Origin of the sequence: Pseudobacter sp., assembly GCF_051955275.1 — a bacterium.
In the GTDB taxonomy this organism is placed as follows: Bacteria; Bacteroidota; Bacteroidia; order Chitinophagales; family Chitinophagaceae; genus Pseudobacter.
The window spans coordinates 33,566-51,111 of the sequence record NZ_JBQCGW010000293.1; the positions used below are offsets into that span (position 1 = coordinate 33,566).

At 46.7% G+C, this 17,546-nt stretch carries 15 protein-coding genes; 9 read left to right on the forward strand and 6 right to left on the reverse strand.

What is annotated here, in order from left to right:
* Positions 1–792: an SDR family NAD(P)-dependent oxidoreductase gene (locus tag ACTHMC_RS25560; protein WP_440417643.1), complete on the reverse strand. Its 792-nt coding sequence runs from the start codon at positions 790–792 to the stop codon at positions 1–3.
* Positions 793–969: 177 nt separating this feature from the next.
* On the opposite strand from ACTHMC_RS25560, the gene lpdA reads away from it, so the two are divergent.
* Positions 970–2,373 carry a dihydrolipoyl dehydrogenase gene (lpdA, locus tag ACTHMC_RS25565; RefSeq protein ID WP_440417645.1) on the forward strand — a complete coding sequence of 468 codons (1,404 nt, stop codon included), beginning with the start codon at positions 970–972 and terminating at the stop codon, positions 2,371–2,373.
* Positions 2,374–2,516: 143 nt separating this feature from the next.
* On the opposite strand, the gene ACTHMC_RS25570 is transcribed toward lpdA, so the two are convergent.
* A complete protein-coding gene (locus ACTHMC_RS25570) occupies positions 2,517–3,098 on the reverse strand; it encodes a hypothetical protein (RefSeq protein WP_440417646.1) in 582 nt (193 codons plus the stop codon).
* 144 nt (positions 3,099–3,242) lie between these two features.
* Positions 3,243–4,835, reverse strand: coding sequence for a transferase (locus ACTHMC_RS25575; protein WP_440417648.1), 1,593 nt, complete (start codon positions 4,833–4,835; stop codon positions 3,243–3,245).
* A 48-nt stretch (positions 4,836–4,883) separates the two neighbouring features.
* Between ACTHMC_RS25575 and ACTHMC_RS25580 the strand changes: the two genes are divergently transcribed.
* From ACTHMC_RS25580 to ACTHMC_RS25605, 6 genes are all read left to right on the forward strand, one after another.
* A complete protein-coding gene (locus ACTHMC_RS25580; RefSeq protein ID WP_440417650.1) occupies positions 4,884–5,576 on the forward strand; it encodes an NUDIX hydrolase in 693 nt (230 codons plus the stop codon).
* 252 nt (positions 5,577–5,828) lie between these two features.
* On the forward strand, positions 5,829–6,725 hold the full coding sequence (locus tag ACTHMC_RS25585; RefSeq protein ID WP_440417652.1) for an NUDIX hydrolase: 897 nt from the start codon (positions 5,829–5,831) through the stop codon (positions 6,723–6,725).
* Positions 6,726–6,735: 10 nt separating this feature from the next.
* Positions 6,736–8,157, forward strand: a complete 1,422-nt coding sequence (locus tag ACTHMC_RS25590; RefSeq protein ID WP_440417653.1) for a nicotinate phosphoribosyltransferase — start codon at positions 6,736–6,738, stop codon at positions 8,155–8,157.
* A gap of 20 nt (positions 8,158–8,177) precedes the next feature.
* The gene (locus ACTHMC_RS25595) at positions 8,178–8,993 is read left to right on the forward strand and encodes a TIGR02452 family protein (RefSeq protein WP_440417655.1); all 816 of its coding nucleotides are present in this window, start codon (positions 8,178–8,180) and stop codon (positions 8,991–8,993) included.
* Positions 8,994–9,018: 25 nt separating this feature from the next.
* Positions 9,019–9,957 (forward strand): ADP-ribosylglycohydrolase family protein, encoded by a 939-nt coding sequence (locus ACTHMC_RS25600; RefSeq protein WP_440417657.1) that lies wholly within the window; start codon positions 9,019–9,021, stop codon positions 9,955–9,957.
* 9 nt (positions 9,958–9,966) lie between these two features.
* Positions 9,967–10,509 (forward strand): RNA 2'-phosphotransferase, encoded by a 543-nt coding sequence (locus ACTHMC_RS25605; RefSeq protein WP_440417659.1) that lies wholly within the window; start codon positions 9,967–9,969, stop codon positions 10,507–10,509.
* Here the strand turns inward: ACTHMC_RS25605 and ACTHMC_RS25610 are convergent.
* Genes ACTHMC_RS25610 through ACTHMC_RS25620 form a run of 3 tightly spaced genes read right to left on the reverse strand, consistent with a single transcriptional unit; the run spans position 10,501 to position 14,341 of the window.
* A complete protein-coding gene (locus ACTHMC_RS25610) occupies positions 10,501–11,421 on the reverse strand; it encodes a LytR/AlgR family response regulator transcription factor (protein ID WP_440417660.1) in 921 nt (306 codons plus the stop codon). The two genes, ACTHMC_RS25605 and ACTHMC_RS25610, sit on opposite strands and share 9 nt — an antisense overlap.
* A gap of 49 nt (positions 11,422–11,470) precedes the next feature.
* Positions 11,471–12,121, reverse strand: coding sequence for a hypothetical protein (locus tag ACTHMC_RS25615; RefSeq protein ID WP_440417661.1), 651 nt, complete (start codon positions 12,119–12,121; stop codon positions 11,471–11,473).
* Positions 12,122–12,148: 27 nt separating this feature from the next.
* Positions 12,149–14,341, reverse strand: a complete 2,193-nt coding sequence (locus tag ACTHMC_RS25620; protein WP_440417662.1) for a TonB-dependent receptor — start codon at positions 14,339–14,341, stop codon at positions 12,149–12,151.
* Positions 14,342–14,539: 198 nt separating this feature from the next.
* Here ACTHMC_RS25620 and ACTHMC_RS25625 point away from each other — a divergent pair, with 198 nt between their 5' ends.
* Together ACTHMC_RS25625 and ACTHMC_RS25630 are read left to right on the forward strand one after the other, a co-directional pair.
* A complete protein-coding gene (locus ACTHMC_RS25625) occupies positions 14,540–15,508 on the forward strand; it encodes a hypothetical protein (RefSeq protein WP_440417664.1) in 969 nt (322 codons plus the stop codon).
* A gap of 166 nt (positions 15,509–15,674) precedes the next feature.
* On the forward strand, positions 15,675–17,546 hold the full coding sequence (locus tag ACTHMC_RS25630) for a DUF4178 domain-containing protein (RefSeq protein ID WP_440417665.1): 1,872 nt from the start codon (positions 15,675–15,677) through the stop codon (positions 17,544–17,546).

The window sequence follows — 17,546 nt, forward strand, 5'->3', positions numbered from 1 at the left end:
TCAGGTGGCAGACCACTGCATTTCTTTTTTTACTTCATTGGAAACCACGCGCAGCTTCAATCCCAGCGGCAGCAGGTTCAAGAGGGAATGATTCAGCTTATTCATGAGCCCCGGTATGATCACCGGATGGCCCTTCAATGTTTTACGGATAGCAATGCGAGCGATTTCCGGGGTGGCCAGCAATCCCATCTTTCCTTTCAACCCCTGGTGAATGATCCGGCGGCTGGTATTGCTGTTGGTCATGATCGGACCGGGATAGAGCACGCTGATGGAAAGCCCTGTTCCAGCAAACTCTTCTCTCAGTCCAAGAGAGAATGAGGAGATGAATGCCTTGGAAGCGGGATACACAGTTTTATAGGCGATCGGCGTGAAAGCCGCCATGCTGCTTACGTTCAGGATATAACTGTTCGGCTCACGCAGCAGATGAGGGATCATCATGCGCGTGAGCAGGGAGGTGCTCCTGACATTCAGCTGTATGATATCATCGATCCTTTCCAATGGAGTTTCCGTGAGTGATGAAGTGCCTCCGATACCGGCATTATTGATCAGAAAATCTATTGGGAAATGTTCCGTTACAAACAGGATGTGCTCTTTCAGGATTTCCGCCTGACGAAGATCGAACTCAAAGCATTGCACCTGGATCCTGTTTTCTGTTCTGAGGTCGGAGGCCAGGCTTTGCAGGCCACTGCCGGGCAGGGAAAACAGAACAAGATTCCTGCCCATCCTTGCACATTCCACGGCAAATGCCCTGCCTAACCCCGATCCTGCTCCTGTGATGAGCGTGTATGTCATGTTTTCCGGTATTTTATCCACCAAAATTGAAGAATGATCCAGCTGGCACCTGCAATTATTTCATGAGTTGTTGAATAAAGCTTACCAACCGTAAGCCGGCAGAGCCCCGGAACTATTTTACAGGTTGACGATAATTCAGTAACTTTTTGAACTTTTTATCCATTCAATTATCATCTTATGGCAACAGATTTCGATTTTGTGGTAATAGGCTCCGGTCCTGGAGGCTATACTGCAGCTATCAGGGCCGCGCAGCTGGGATTTAAGACAGCCATCGTTGAAAAATACCCGGTACTGGGTGGAACCTGCACCAATGTGGGATGCATACCTTCCAAAGCAATGCTCGACAGTACTGAGAATTATGATATCATCAGTCATAAGGTGTCGAAACAGGGTATAGAGGTGGGCGATGTGAAAGTGAATTTTCCCCAGCTCACAGACAGGAACAAAAATGTAGTGAAGCAGAATAATGATGGATTGAACTTCCTGATGAAGAAGAACAAGATCCAGGTACTTACCGGTGTCGCCAGCTTCGTGGACAATACCAAAATAACAATCATCAGCGGTGATGAACAGCCGAAATCTGTTACCAGTAAATATTTTATCATTGCCACGGGCTCCAAACCCAGCACCATTCCGGGTGTGAATATCGATAAACAAAGGATCATCACGTCCACCGAGGCGCTCTATCTGAAAGAGCAGCCGAAAGAAATGGTGATCATCGGCGGTGGTATCATTGGCGTGGAACTGGCTTCCGCTTACCATCGGATAGGGACCAAAGTCACCATCATTGAATATGCTGACAGTCTGATCCCAACCATGGATAAAGAGCTGGGTAAAGAATTACAAAAACTCCTGACTAAATCAGGGATCAGTATTCTCACCAGCTCTCCCGTGAAATCTGCTGAGAATACCGGCTCGGGTGTAAAAGTGAAGTATACCGATGCCAGTAAGAACGAGCAGGAGATCAATGCGGATTATTGCCTGGTAGCAGTAGGCAGAAGAGCTTACACAACCGGCCTGGGACTGGAAAATACCAAAGTGCAGGTGGAGAAAGGCGTGATTGTGGTGAACGATCAGTTGCAGACATCCGTGGAAAATATCTATGCCATCGGTGATGTAGTGAAAGGCCCGATGCTGGCACACAAGGCGGAAGATGAAGGAGTAGCCGTGGTGGATGGTATTGCCGGAAAGCCGCATAAGATCAACTACCTGCGCATTCCAGGCGTTGTGTACACCTGGCCTGAGGTTGCAGGTGTTGGTTATACGGAAGAACAACTGAAAGCGGAAGGCATCGAGTATCGCAAGGGTAAATTTCCATTCCTGGCCAGTGGTCGCGCCAGGGCCTCCGATGATACCGATGGTTTTGTAAAGGTATTGAGCGATCCCAAATACGGCGAAGTACTGGGTGTGCACATTATCGGCGCGAGAGCGGCCGACCTGATCGCACAAGCTGTACTGGCAATGGAGTTTGAGCTCACCGATAATGAACTCTGCAAGATTTCCTATGCACACCCTACTTTCTCGGAGGCATTGAAAGACGCTTACCTGATCTCTTCAGGAAGGGGTGCCATCAACATTTAAGCAATTGCGGTTTTTTCCGTAGTGCCCAGTCGCTCGCGTCCCCGCGAGTGACTTCTATTCCATCGCCTCCGGCGACACAGTGTTCGGCGGAGGCAAACCAATATAAGTAACTCGCAAGAGGCGAGCTACCGGCCACACGTTGATTATTTCTTAATTACTTCCTTTTTGAACTTCGCAAACTCTTTGAGAAACTCAGCATGCGAGATAGTATTCAGGTTGCTGAAAAATGAAACCTTCTCTTTTAATTCATAATAATGGGGGTTGATCCTGGATAGCGTATCCTGCCTGATCACGAAAGAATGGAATTCATTCACCGCTGCATAATTCTTGTAGGAGTCGATATACTGACGGGTTAGTTTTTTATCCTTTTTCAGCTCTGATCTGATATTGTATTCTTTTTCAACAGAGCAGGTATTACAGGTATAAACACTGGTATACCGATAGATTTTTCCTTCCCGAGCGAGTTGGCTTTTATCGCTTTTCCAGGATTGACTGGCTGCATTATAGTACAGTGTATCCGATTCCAGTTCGCGGGGAAATTTATCTATGAGAATGAAATCTGCGTAAGCAGTATCGCCATTCACCTCAAAAAATGTAGTGGAGAAACCATTACCTGAACGATAGTAGCCATTGTCCAGACGGCTTTTTGCTTCAAACTTCGTGGGTTTGAAATAGCAGCTGTTAAGCGTAAAACAGGCGCAGATAAAGTACAGGTAATATTTCATGGCTTGTTCAGTTTGGTGAAGAGCAGGCATGGAAAACCAGGCCCTGCTTTTACCAGATGTGTGGCAATGGAAAATTACATAAATACCCGGTACAATTTTAAATACATATTTCTTCCATGCCGAAGGGTCATTGAATGAGGCTTGTTAAGGCTTTACACCGATCAGGAACATGGTGGTCACCGGCCAGGGCTCCGGTTGCAATTGCCCGTTTTCCTCCCTGAAGAGTGCAACGCTTCCTTTCCAGCGGTTATCCACTATCCAGTCGTTGGTGAATGCTATGGAAGAAGGATGGATCCTGAATCCTGCGGCCTGCATTTCTTCTTTCCATTCATTGAAATCCCAGAAACAGAAAGTTTCATGCATTTCACTTTGCCAGTTATCCGTGTAATCCTTACGACTGAGAAACTCAGCGGCATCGCCTAAAGAGAGCCGGATGAACTTTTGCTGATCGTACATGGTTTCTGCATACATCAGTTTATATCCTTCCTGTTTCCTGAAGTCTTTGGCGAACCGGAGGAAGCGTGCGTAAGTAGATAATTGAGAGAGATAGTCAGCCAGTGATGTCTTGCTTTCAAAAAGCCGATGTGGGTCAGTATTGCTGCCATCAGTATCATTCAGCCAGAGAAAAACTTCCTGTTGTTTGTTGTAAGGCGCTACTACATCCCGGTTTATCCACACGCCGCCATGAACCAGTTCTTCAAAACGGTTCCGGATGAATTGCAACAGATCCTGACGACTGCCATAGGATTCTATCTCATGCGTGAGGCTGCTGGTATGAATGGTATTCATGGAGCTGGGATCGAAGGCCAGTCCGGTTACTGCATTCTTCTTGGAAAAGAATACAAAGGGGTTATTGAATTCGCCGTTGATCTTTCGCTGCTGGCAAAGTTCGTAGAGATAACGGCTCACTTCGATGCCGTAGAAATCTGACTCCCTGAAGCGCTCATCTTTACAGGCCAGCTTGATCCAGCTGCCAACGGCACAACCGATATCTCCGATACGGCCGGCCTGAATAAAGGGCGCCGTGTCTTTATATTTCATCTCGGCGATATCATCCATCTGACGAACATACACGTTGTAGTCGCGTGTTTCGGTGAGGTCGCCGTCATTACTGATCATCGCATCGCGGAAGAGCAGTTGCACTTTTTCGCTGATCCTGTATTTCTGCCACACTTTGAATGAGGCGGGGTGCATATGTTTTTTAACAAAAGAATCCTGTTGCCAGTCAGGACTGTACGCGATCTTTTCCACTACATCCCAGGGCATGGCCGTATGATGATGCCAGGTATCGATATTATCCAACTCGGCTGGCAGAATGGTGAAACCAAGTTTCTGATACATGGTGAGAACATTGGTGGAACAAACCACAATCGTATTTTCCGGAGTACAGTTGATCAGGCCGTCACTTTCGTGTTTGATACGTTTGATGGTATAGTCGGCAAAATTGGGCAGGTTGCCCACATCATCGATACCATATATGTAAGCTGGAATGCCCAGTTCAATACCGAAAGCCTCGATGGAGATAGCCCTTAGATAGAATGGGAGCGGGTTCCGGCGTGTATTGGAATGGTTGGAACTGGTGACCGGGAATATGATGGCATCGATCTTTTCATTACGGTTCACTGGTTGGCCGAAAGGATCCTGCAATCCCTGCAGGCCATTCTCAATGATATTTTTGAGATACTCAAACTGGAATATTGTCAGCAATTGATGACGCCCGGGGATCAACAGGTACATAGGAACAATTTGCAATAAAGATAGTGGATTCGGTATATTGCAGCTGATATGAGTTCACCGGCTTCAGATATCAAAGTGGCAGTAGACGCCATTGTTTTCGGGTACTCCAAGCAGGAAGGAGTATCTATTCTGCTGATCCAGCGGAAGTACCCTCCTTTCAAAAATGCCTGGGCGATCCCGGGTGGTTTCATCCTGCCTGATGAAACCCTCGAAGATGCCGTAAAGCGGGAGCTGCGAGAGGAAACAGGTATCGAAGTGAATTACCTGGAACAACTTTATACATTCGGCGCTCCCAAACGCGATCCGCGCCAACGTGTGATCTCCATTGCATACGTGGCCCTGGTGAAATCAAGCCAGTTTCAGCAGCTGAAAGCCAGTACCGATGCGGAGAATGCACAATGGTTCAATTTCCGCGAGCTGCCTCCCCTGGCCTTCGATCACCAGGCGATCCTGGAAGCCGCTATTGATCGCATCCGCACCAAGATCCGCTATCAACCCATCGGGTTTGAACTGCTCGACCGCAAGTTCCCTTTCGCCGATCTCGAAAAATTATACATCGCTCTCCTCGGCCGGGATATCGACCGCCGCAATTTCTCCAGGAAAATGCTGGCCCTCGGAATCCTGGATGAAACAAATGAGTATGCCAGGCCGGAAGGCAAAGGCAGGCCCAGTAAGATGTATCAGTTCAACAAGAAACGTTACCAGCAGTTACTGAAGGAAGGAATGCATTTTGAGATATAATCATGCAGTACCCATCATAAGCAGCGTGTGCCCAGTCGCCCGCGTCCCACGGCTGACTTCTATTCCGTCGCCTCCGGCGACACGGCGTTCACCAGAGGCGAACAAATATAAGTAACTCGCCAGAGGCGAGCTAATGGGACCACCCTGACTTTCCCGTGCCCACCCTGATAATCTTTATTTTGCGTGCTTTTAACGCAAAATAAATTTGCGCATTCCAGATTCCTGCATAAATTTGCGTATAAATAACGCAAAATGAAAACGACAGGCGTAATCATAGCAAGGTTTCAGACTCCCTATCTTCACGAAGGGCATATCTATCTTCTCAATGAGATAAAAGCCAAACACAATAAAGTGGTTGTAGTGCTGGGCGTGTCCCCTGTGAAAGGAAGCCGTCGTAATCCCTTTGATTTTTATACACGCGAAAAATTGCTCAAGCAGTTCGCTCCCGAACTGGTGGTGCTCCCGCTCAGTGATCATCCATCAGATGCGGTATGGAGCCAGCAGCTGGACAATCTCCTTAGTTCCACTTTTCCGATGGAAATGTTCAGATTGTATGGGAGCCGCGACAGCTTCATTCCTTATTATTCCGGTACGATGGAAGTGGAAGCTCTACCTGAAGTAGGCGAGCATTCCGCAACCAATATCAGGGATGAGAACGGAGATAAGGTACTCAGCTCTGAAGATTTTCGTCTCGGCATCAATTATGCATATCACAGCATGTATCCTAAAGTGTACGCTACCGTTGATATTGCCGTGATCAATGAAGAAAAGAATGAAGTATTGCTCGGTAAAAAGCACAGGGCCGCTGAATGGCGCTTTCCTGGCGGGTTCTCCGATCCTGAAGACCTGAACTTTGAAGCAGCTGCCAGAAGGGAACTTACTGAAGAATGCGGGGATCTGGAGGTGGAGGAAATGCAGTACATTGGTTCAGCCCGCATTAACGACTGGCGTTACAGGAAAGAAACCGATAAGATCATCAGCCTTTTCTTTAAAACGAAATTCTTATTCGGCAATGCCAAAGCATCGGACGACCTCGCTGAAGTAACCTGGTTCCCCATCAGCGAACTGGCAACCATGAAAGAGCAAAACAGGATCACACCTGAACACCATGTGCTGGTTGACCTGCTGATCAAAAACATAAACCGCTAAACTGGATATCATGAAAACGAAAGAAAACATTTTGCTTCTCGCAGATGCATATAAATATTCTCACCATAAACTGTATTATCCCGGTACTTCCACTATTTACTCTTACCTGGAGAGCAGGGGTGGACAGTTCAACGAAACTGTATTCTTCGGTCTTCAGTACTTTCTCAAACATTACCTGGAAGGTGTGGTGATCACCAAAGAAAAGATAGATGAAGCTGCTGAATTCCTGCCACAGGTATTCGGAAGGGATGATGTATTCGACAGATCAAAATTTGATTATATCCTTAACAAACATGGTGGTAAGCTGCCCATCCGGATCAAGGCTGTACCTGAGGGAACAGTAGTACCCGTGAACAATGTGCTGATGACCATCGAGAATACAGACCCTGAATGTTTCTGGCTGAGTAACTTCCTGGAAACACTGCTGATGCAGGTCTGGTATCCCAACACGGTGTCTACTTTATCCAGGGAGATCAGGAAAGTGGTAGCCTCCTATTTTAAAGACACAGCTTCTTCTTCTGTTCAGGATAGCGTGGACTTTGTACTGAATGATTTCGGATTCCGTGGAGCGAGTTCTGTAGAAAGTGCTGGTGTCGGTGGTGCGGCGCACCTGATCAACTTCAGGGGTAGCGATACCATCATCGGAAGCATGCTGGCAAAGAACTATTACAATGCACAACAGGTATATGGTCTGTCAGTTCCTGCTACAGAGCACTCTGTATGTACACTGCTGGGAGAAGAAGGAGAGCTGGAAGTGTTCAGGCATGTGCTCAAGACTTTCCCTACCGGTATCGTGGCCTGCGTATCCGACTCCTTCGATATTTTCAGAGCCTGCAGTGATTACTGGGGCGAAGAACTGAAGGAGCTGGTGTTAAGTCGTGATGGCGTGCTGGTGATCCGCCCCGACAGCGGTGATCCTATTTTCACCCTGCTGAAAGTATTCGCTATCCTTATGAATAAATTCGGCTACACCATCAACGACAAAGGATACAAAGTGCTGCCTCCCCAGGTGCGCGTACTACAGGGCGACGGTGTGAACATTGACACTATCCGTTTCATCTACGGCGCACTCAAAGTGAATGGCATCAGTGCTGAAAACCTGGTACTCGGTATGGGTGGTGCACTTTTACAGAAAGTGGACAGGGACACTCAGAAGTTTGCTTTCAAGTGTTCTTATGCCGAAATAAATGGACAGCCCACTGACGTGCAGAAACACCCCGTAGAACTGGATAGCCATGGTCAACTGGTGCAGTCCTTTAAAAAATCAAAAGCCGGAAAACTGAAACTGATCTGGAAGGATGATAGTTACCAGACAGTCCGCCAGGAAAATGAACCCGGTTTTGAAGACAAAATGATCACTGTTTTTGAGAACGGTGAGATTACAAACACCAGCCTGTTTGAAGATGTCCGCGAAAGAGCGAAGCTGAAATAAGACTGGTACAAATTGAGTATATGAAAACGAATAGAGTGGAGATAGCCCGCAATACCCTTGCGATCCTGGAAGCCGGCTACTACCACAATAATAAAAATGAAAAGGTGGATGTAAGCGAAGCAAAGCAGTTCACCATCGACCATACAAAATTATTTACGCCCGATGAATTGCAGGAGCTTTCGCTAAGGACTCCTGAAGCGCGCTTCACAACAGCATTTGAAGTAGAGAATGAAACCACGCTGGATGCTACCCGAAGGTTGATTGCAGCAGGAGAACCGGATCCGCTTTGCCTGAACTTCGCTTCCGCGAAGAACCCGGGGGGAGGCTTTCTTGGCGGAGCTGTAGCACAGGAAGAATGTATTGCACGGGCATCAGGCCTGTACCCCAGCCTTCTGAAAGCGCCGGAATATTATGCGTATCACAGGAATAAAACACTGTTGTACTCTGATCATATGATCTACTCGCCCAAAGTGCCTGTGTTTAAAGATGAAGAAGGAAATCTCCTGGATGAAATTGTCTGCACGAGTATTATTACATCACCTGCTGCCAATGCAGGAGCAATTGCCAGTAATGAAAAGGACAGTCTTGACAAGATCCTACCTGTGATGCAAAACAGGATCGAAAAACTGCTGGCGCTTTGCAGGCATTATAATCATGAGACCCTGGTACTTGGCGCTTGGGGATGCGGCGTGTTCAGAAATAAGCCGGAAGATATCGCCAGGTTTTTTCATGAAGCGCTCACCGGAAAATACAAAGGGCAGTTCAAAAGAGTTGTGTTTGCTGTGAAGACAAAAAACGAAAGAATCATTGAGCCATTCAGGAAATGGTTTGCATAATAAGTAAAAGCTTCAATCAGTAGTTATGACCATCGATCAGGTAAAGGGTGCATTGTATGGAGTTGCCATTGGAGACGCACTGGGTGTGCCGGTTGAATTCAATCAGCGGGCATATCTCGACCAGAATCCTGTAGTTGACTTTATAGGGTATAAATCTCATAACCAGCCTCCGGGTACATTCTCCGATGATGCCAGTCTTACATTCTGTTTAGCAGAATCATTATGTTATGGGTTTGATCTTATTGATATGGCCGACAGGTTTGTCAGGTGGCAATCTGCTGGATATTGGGCTGCATATGGTGAAGTGTTTGATATCGGTATGACAACATATGCTGCTATCAGCCGTCTGAAAAGGGGCGTTCAGCCTCAGTTAGCCGGTGATTTTGATGAAGACGCAAATGGAAATGGCAGCCTCATGCGAATCATGCCCCTGGTATTTTATACTAAAGACTTGCCATTGGGAATAAGATATGAAATAGTGAAGGATGTTTCCTCCATTACGCACGGTCATATCAGGTCGGTGATCTCCTGTTTTTATTACCTGGAATTGGCGTTGCATTTATTGAATGGAAAGAGCAAAGAGGAAGCTTACAAAATAACAGCCACAACGGTAAAGGAAGTGCTGGATCAGCAAAAGATCATTGAAAGAGAATTGAAAATATTTGATCCGCTTCTTGAGACCGATATATCATTACGTACAAGGGATAAAATTTCTTCCTCAGGTTATGTAATTGATTCCCTGATGGCATCTGTATGGTGCTTTATGACAACAAACAATTATCAGGAGGCTACCCTGAAATCGGTAAATCTTGGCCATGACACGGATACCACCGGAGCCATCACCGGAGGCCTGGCAGGTTTGTACTATGGCCTTCATGATATCCCTGAAAAATGGCGCAGGGAGTTGGCGAGAACAAAGGATATCGATGAACTGGGCCTCCGTTTGTTCAACATGAGGCAATAAAAACCAACAATGGAAAAGAATCTCAAACATATCAGCAAATTCATGAGCCTGGTGCTGCGGCACAGGCCTGAAGAGATCGGACTGCAACTGGATGAAAACGGCTGGGCCGACCTGCAGGAACTTATCATTAAACTCAATAGTAAAGGAGCGAACGTAGACGAAGCCACTATTCAACTTGTAGTGGATACCAACGAGAAAAAACGCTTCGCATTCAATGACGATAAAACAAAGATCCGCGCCAACCAGGGACACAGTATAAAAGTGGACCTTCAACTCAGCCCGGCTACTCCTCCGGATGTTCTTTATCATGGTACTGCCTTGCATGTGATTGCATCCATCATGAAGAACGGACTGCTGAAACAGAACAGGCATCATGTACATCTTACTGCCAGCAAAGAAACTGCAGTATCAGTGGGGGCCCGTCATGGCAAGCCGGTAGTGCTGGAGATCGATGCGGCCAGGATGGTGGCGGAAGGGTTTGAATTTTATATTACCGACAATGATGTTTGGCTGGTGGAGATAGTGCTGCCAGAATACATCATCTCAGGATAGGGCCTCCGGCCTCACCGCCAGCAGCCTGTCTGAAAATTCTTTATTCAGATTTCTTGAAACCGGCAGTCGTTCTTCACTGCCGGTTATTTTTATTTTATAACCCTGAGCATTGCCTTCAACCGATTCTATCTTGTCGAGATTGATGATATAGGTGCGATGGCATCGGAAGAACATGGTATGATCCTGCAACGCCTCTTCCACTTTTTTCATGGTGCTGCGGATGATGGTATAGTTCAGCCTTCCGTTCTTCTCGAAGAATACTTTCACATAATTGCTGGCAGATTCCAGGTAAACAAGATGATTGTCTTCTACCGAAAGCTTCTCATTGCTGTTGTCTCCTGCAAAGGTGATCAGTTGTGGCGCAGGGGTGGAGGCGGTTTCTGTGATTTCCACTTTTTTCTTGTCTTCCAGTTTTTCCTGAAGCAGTGCAGCTTCCTTCCGGAACTGGCGCAGCCAGATATTCTGCCTGTATAATGTGAAAATGGCAATTGGTAACAGGCCTACCAGGCAGGTGATGAATTGAGCCCGCCAGAAATTGGTCCAGTTGAATTGTGCTCCGAACAGCACCCGGAATAGTAAGGAGTTGGCTACACCGATGCAGAACAAAACCACCAGCACATTGAATATCTGCTTCCCGGTCGTCCAGTTACTTTCTTTGAAGTAATCAGGAAAAAATATCGGTAAGAGCGAATCCAGTAAAAATATACAAACAAACGTAACGAGTCCGAATACGGCACAGTTGAACCAGATAACCTGTTCAGGTAAAACATTCATATTGAATGGACGGAACACCAGCAGGAAGAGGAAGACGAATATGCCGAAATCCCTGGAGATCCGGATACTGCACCCCAGCGAGGTATCATGGGGAAACGGCTGTTTGAGGAAGTTCATGATCTCTGATTGCTTTGCCATAGGTTGCCAGCTGCTGCCCTTTGATAACAGCGGCTGGCAACAAAGATTATTATTTTTTCAATTGGGCCAGCAGTTTTTGCGCTTCCGTATTACCCCAGTTGGGAGCGATGCTGGTGGCGGGTTTAAATTCCCTGAAACGGTTGATCGCTTCTTCCAGTATGGGCAAAGCTGCTTCCGGTCCGCCACCCAGCATGGCCGGGGTATACAGTTTGGTTCTGGCTTCCACATAGTAAGGCCTTGGATTGGCGGCGTCCTGCTGTTTGGCTTTGGCCAGCCATTCTGCTGATGAAGCACTCAGTTCCCTCCAGCGGTTTGCAGGATCAACCAGTATACGGGTATTGGTGATCATCGCACGAAGGGTGCTGATCTCAGAATTGGAGGGATTAAGTTTATCAGCCTTGTCAAGAAAGGCATCAGCCTTGTCGGCCAGTACATCCACCTGGCTCTTATCCTTTACCTGGAAGGCCAGCACTGCATAGCAAAACCCGGCATAATACTGAGGCTCCCACTGTGAAGCTGCTGCATTGGCAATGCGCTCAAAAGCATTTCCCAGCTGCTGGTAGCTTTGAAAATCTTTAGCCGTGTCCATCATGCTGAGATGTGTTTCCATTATTTTGATGAATGCCGGATCAGGTGTTTGCTGAGCTTGCCCGTTAATGTAAGTGATGATGAAGATAACAGCAAAAAAAATGCGTTTCATGTTATGTGTTTTAAAGTAATGAATGAATCAGTTGTCGATGATCTCCCTTCTTCTGTCATTCCCGATAGTCAGGTAGGCACCTATGAATACGAAGCGCTTTGCCATGGGAGTGATGGCTTCTCCGCGATAGAGCCCCGCATTGTTGGGCTTTGAAGCATAATGATAGCCGAACACCTGGTTGTTGCCGATCACGTTGTTTAGGTTGAAGATGAATACGGTATTGGCTTTCCCGATCTCACAGAGATAGTTTACCTGGAATCCCAGGTTGTGGTAATCGATGGTCCTGTCTGACAAAAAATCCTTAACAGGTTTGTTGGGATTATAATAGGGCCTGCCTGATGCATAGGAATAGGTGACGGAAATATTGGTAGCTATCGGAGTGATGAACTGTTTCATCACAAGGTTGAATGTGTGTTTCGCCGCAAATGTAGGTGTGGCCTCCAGCGGATAGTCCTGAAATTGTCTTTTGGTATCGAGGAAGGAATAAGAGATCCAGTAGTCGAAGCCCGGGAATAATTTTTTGTCCCTCCAGAAAAGCTCCAATCCTTTCGCATAACCATTGCCGGTATTACTGAGTATGGATGGCTGATTGAAAGGGAAACGGATGAGCTGCTCATATTTCTTATAGAACAACTCTGCACGGATGGTCCTGTTATTGGCGATCCGCTCATAATTGAAAATATAATGGGTGGCTTTGCTGAATTGCAGATCCGTTTTCCGGAAAAGATAACTGGTCTCTGGTTTCTGGAAATATTTTCCATACGCCAGGCTCACCTGTCCTGCTTTACGGAGTTTCCAGGCAAAGGACAACCTTGGTGAAAGAGAACCCCTTTGCAGCAGGCTGCTGTATTCATACCGGATACCGGGTTTTGCAAGCAGGGAAGGAGTAATGTAGATATCGCTTTCTGAAAAGATGGAAATGAAATTGTCGGTCCTGTTGATGAAAGGGATGCTGTCCCTTGCTTCGATCTTATCCACAATGCGCAGGAATTCAAAACCATTATGCCATTTACTCAGGCTGCCGAACAGCCTGGTAAAAACGGAACGGGCCTGCATAGTGTTATTGGAAATACGCGGGCGAAAATTAAATATCGTGTCGGAGCTGGTGGATGTGCTCAAATCGATACGGTCCTTGTTATAGCTGAAACCTGCTCCGTAATTGAGTTTCCAGTTGTCGTTCAGGTTTCCGGAATAAGTGAGGATGGTGAATATATTCTGTCCTTTCAGGTTGAATTGATCATTGGCTTTTTCTGCTTCTATGGAGGGGCGGTCGAAGCCGATCAGGTTTTGTGTGGCATAGCCATAATATTTGAACATGCCTTTCCGGGATTTCAGCCTGCCATACATTTCCCCATTGATGATCTCGGGTGGTTTACTGTAATGCGGCTTTTGAGGTACCACAGCATAGTAAGGCTGCATATTGTTGTAGTTGATGGAAAAGCCCGCGCTCGCTTTTTTCTCCTTCAGCAATTGTTGCCGGGTGAGGCTGAGCTGCGCAGAAGAAATGATCATATTGGTTTCGGAGCGGGTAGGCAGGTCATGGGTTTCGAGGGTTAGGGCAGAGCTCATGGCTTGTCCGAACTGCGCGGAATAACCGCCGCTGCTGAAATGTGTGCCTTTGAAAATAAGCGGAGAGAAGCGGCCTCGTTGCGCGATATCCGGTACGCTGCTGTAAAAAGGATTGGTCACCATCATGCCGTCTATGAATACTTTCGTCTCTGCCCCTGTACCTCCGCGTACGAACAGTCCTTCGGATTCTCCTATCTGCTGTGCACCGGGCAGGGTGCGCAGCGCCGCTACAATATCCGCCTGCTGACCCGCAGTAGTAACAATATCCAATGGTTTGAGCACAGTATTCCTTCGTTGGTTGCTGGCCTCAAAGCTGCCCGCAGAAACGGTAACCGCCTGCATTTCGTTCACCTCCTCCTTCAGCAGGAACTCTATGGAAAGCTGACTGCCTGTCAGGTGGATTTCTTTCTCCAACTTTTTATAACCGATCAGGCTGACTGAAAGATTGAAATGGCCGGTATCCGGACAGGAAAAAGAGAAACTTCCATCTTTAGAAGAAGTGCTTCCGTACCAGGTCCCTTCCAGGGTAATGCTGGCGCCTTCCAGTGGTTTTTTCCCGTTGGTGCGGACCAGACCTGAAATAATGGTCTGGGCATTTAGGCCGAGGGCGAAGAGGAGCAGAAAAACAAGGCAGGTAGCTTTGGAACGCATCGTTTCTTTTTTCACAAAGCTATCCCAGGAAGGAGGGGGCTTCCAAATGAAGGGGCCGTTCTGCCTGCATTCCGGGATGAAATGCGGGGTCAGGGATGGAATGCAAAGTCCTGGGACGAACGGCTGGCCGCGGTTGGGGAAATGCCTGTTGCATTTCTCTTTTACCTGTATTATCTTGACTACAGAAAAACCAACAACATGCAAAAGCCCCGGTTTTATCGTTTCATGCTGCTTTGCTGTTTCCTTCTGACCTTAACTTTCTCCCATGCACAGGACCCAGCCCCGGATACGGTAAAGACCGGCATTTATATCACCAGCATCCATAATATCGATTTCAAGGACAAGGAATTTGCCGTCAATTTCTGGCTATGGCTCAAGTACAAACGAAAGGAATTCGATTTCTATAACAACCTGGAAGTGCCTGCCGCTAAGTCAGTCAATAAATCCTACGTTACGATCGACAGTTCCGACGGGAAGATTTATATGCTCATGAAACTGGAATGCGTAATGAAAGACTCCTGGAAGATCACCAATTTCCCTTTCGATCAGCAGAAACTCCGGATCAATATCGAGAACTCACAATACGATTCCCGCTCGCTTGTGTTTCAGCCAGACACGGTGGGCAACCATTACGATCCCCGCTTTGCACTCAGCGGATGGAAGATCGACAGCTGTGTGATCAGCAGCGGCATCAAAGCCTATGAAACGGCCTTTGGTGATGAGAGCTTTGAAAAGCCACATACAGAATACAGCACTTTCAAGACCCGCCTCAGCATTCATCGCGATGCCATGGGCCTCTTCTGGAAACTGTTCCTGGGTATGTACATCGCCTGCATGATCGCTTTTGTATGTTTCTTTATCCACTCGGATGGTATCGATTCCCGCTTTGGACTAAGCGTAGGTGCGCTCTTTGCCGTGATCGGAAATAAATATATCATCGATTCCTCCCTCCCGGAATCTGCCTCCTTCACCCTGGTGGACTCCCTGCACGGGCTGACACTCTGCTTCATTCTCTGTACCATTACTGCAACAGCGTGGTCGCTTAAACTGATCAAGAGCGGGCAGGCGCTGAAAGCGGCTACACTTGACAGGGTGATGGCAGCCATACTGCTCAGCCTTTATATCATCCTTAATATTTATTTTATCAGCACAGCCAGCACCGGTTAAGCAAGCGACAGGAAAAAATTGTATTTTGCCCGCAGACTTATGAATAATAAGTTTTCAGCCGGGTAAACACCTGATTGTCCCCCTCACAACAGACCCAAAATAGCTGATCAATAAAATATATAACCTCTGCCATTACTGTTTTTCAGTAACAAATTATCGTATAAGAATGAGTTATATCAAGCCTTGCCCGGGTTGCGGAAAGCCCATCGGTTTTCTCACAGCTAAGCCTGCTTACCGTAGCTGTGATTGCGGAAAAGTGATCAGGCAGGATGAATACGGACAACTGACCCAAACCAAAGAGTCGGCAGTTGATCTGTTTGCTGAGATCATACAACCCGGTACCACCGGCGTTTTCAACGAAAGGGGATTTGTGGTAAAGGGCAGGCTGCGACTGCGTTTTGATCAAACAGTATTGAATTACTGGGATGTCAGTTTCGGTAAAGACAATGATTGCTGGCTGATGGAAGCTTATGGCATGTATGGCATCCTCAAAAGAAATGATGATACAAAAATCCCTTTCGATGGAGCACTGGTCAATCTTACTGTTGGAGCTGTGGCGGCAAATGGGGAAAAAGAGTGGATCCTTGAATCGAAGGATAAGATCTTCGAAATATCATTTGAAGGGGAAGTTAAATCTAACGGATACCGCAAGCATGCAAATATTTATGGAATGGCATCTGCCAAAGGAGATAAACTGCTTGTGATGGAATGGCAGAACAATCAATATGAAGTGTATGAAGTTCTTTTCACTTCTTTTGCTGAATTACAACTGCAACAACTGAGACAGCCTGTATATTCCCCAGAAAAATTTCAATGCACAGAGTGCAAAGCGCTCATCACCGTACAACACTTTCCTTATGCTGGTTCCGTGGCATGTACCAACTGCAGCCAGGTGTATGTTTACAAATACCCTCATGGTTTTGCTAAAGAAAAAAAATTGAAACGGGCAATGCACCCGGCTATTCCTTTAGGAGCCGAAGGTGAATTGAAAGGGAGCTGTTATAAGGTATTGGGTTACGCTGAGAAAACCGGAAAAGGAAATACAGATTTGCGCTGGCAGGAGTATGGTTTGTATAATTCGCAGGAAGGTTTTGCTTTTCTACGGGAAGATGACGGGCACTGGAGCTATCTGCGGAAACATCTGGAGACTCCCGTTCTGCTGGACCGGGCGCAAGAGAATTGTACATTCAAAAAAGAAACTTTCCTTTTATTCAGAAGATACCGCGCCAGCGTAACTGCAGCAGCAGGGGAATTTCCCGGTAATTTTTTTGATGATTCACAGGCCACTGTCCGGGAATATATTTCCCCGCCCGAAATGTGGATTCGGGATGAGAATTTCAATGAAGGCATCTCCTGGTATCATGCACAACACCTGAGCCAGGCGGAAATACAAAACTCCTTCGGGCTGGATACCAGGTCTTCCCAAGCTGGAGTAGGTGCCTTGCAACCAACAGGTTACCTGAACAGGTACAAAGTAATCATAGCAACTGCTGTTTGTGTTACCTTGCTGATCCTTCTGCATAACCTGATCGGAGGCAACAAAGAAGAAAAACTATTGCTGGAAAAAAAATATGCGCTTGCTGACTCCCTGGGCCAAACTTTTAATATGGGGCCATTCGAGCTTACAAAATTCAGCAGTAATATGGAACTGGATTTCTATGCACAAGTACAGAACAGCTGGTTTAAATTGAATGCAACCCTGGTAAATATGGAAACCGGCAAAGAAATCTCCCTTGAAAAAGGAGTGGAATATTATGAAGGAAAAGAAGGGGCTGAACGATGGTCCGAAGGCTCAAGGCGGGATCAGATATATTTCACAGCTATACCCCCAGGTACGTACATGCTGAATATAAAGACCACCCGGCCGGCAACTGCTGCCTTGAATGATTTTGAACTGAAAGTGATGTATGATATTCCCAATGGCGTGAATATCTGGTGGGCAGTAACCTTATTCCTGTTATATCCTGTTTTCCGCCTGCTCAAAGATTTCTTCCTGGAAACCAGAAGATGGAACAACAATCCTTTGTCTCAACATTAA

Coding starts and splice junctions, on each gene's coding strand:
- ACTHMC_RS25630 (WP_440417665.1), top strand. CDS start 15,675: ATGAGTTATATCAAGCCTTGCCCGGGTTGCGGAAAGCCCATCGGTTTT.
- ACTHMC_RS25605 (WP_440417659.1), top strand. CDS start 9,967: ATGGAAAAGAATCTCAAACATATCAGCAAATTCATGAGCCTGGTGCTG.
- ACTHMC_RS25560 (WP_440417643.1), bottom strand. CDS start 792: ATGACATACACGCTCATCACAGGAGCAGGATCGGGGTTAGGCAGGGCA.
- ACTHMC_RS25585 (WP_440417652.1), top strand. CDS start 5,829: ATGAAAACGACAGGCGTAATCATAGCAAGGTTTCAGACTCCCTATCTT.
- ACTHMC_RS25595 (WP_440417655.1), top strand. CDS start 8,178: ATGAAAACGAATAGAGTGGAGATAGCCCGCAATACCCTTGCGATCCTG.
- ACTHMC_RS25625 (WP_440417664.1), top strand. CDS start 14,540: ATGCAAAAGCCCCGGTTTTATCGTTTCATGCTGCTTTGCTGTTTCCTT.
- ACTHMC_RS25580 (WP_440417650.1), top strand. CDS start 4,884: ATGAGTTCACCGGCTTCAGATATCAAAGTGGCAGTAGACGCCATTGTT.
- lpdA (WP_440417645.1), top strand. CDS start 970: ATGGCAACAGATTTCGATTTTGTGGTAATAGGCTCCGGTCCTGGAGGC.
- ACTHMC_RS25615 (WP_440417661.1), bottom strand. CDS start 12,121: ATGAAACGCATTTTTTTTGCTGTTATCTTCATCATCACTTACATTAAC.
- ACTHMC_RS25620 (WP_440417662.1), bottom strand. CDS start 14,341: ATGCGTTCCAAAGCTACCTGCCTTGTTTTTCTGCTCCTCTTCGCCCTC.
- ACTHMC_RS25610 (WP_440417660.1), bottom strand. CDS start 11,421: ATGGCAAAGCAATCAGAGATCATGAACTTCCTCAAACAGCCGTTTCCC.
- ACTHMC_RS25570 (WP_440417646.1), bottom strand. CDS start 3,098: ATGAAATATTACCTGTACTTTATCTGCGCCTGTTTTACGCTTAACAGC.
- ACTHMC_RS25575 (WP_440417648.1), bottom strand. CDS start 4,835: ATGTACCTGTTGATCCCCGGGCGTCATCAATTGCTGACAATATTCCAG.
- ACTHMC_RS25590 (WP_440417653.1), top strand. CDS start 6,736: ATGAAAACGAAAGAAAACATTTTGCTTCTCGCAGATGCATATAAATAT.
- ACTHMC_RS25600 (WP_440417657.1), top strand. CDS start 9,019: ATGACCATCGATCAGGTAAAGGGTGCATTGTATGGAGTTGCCATTGGA.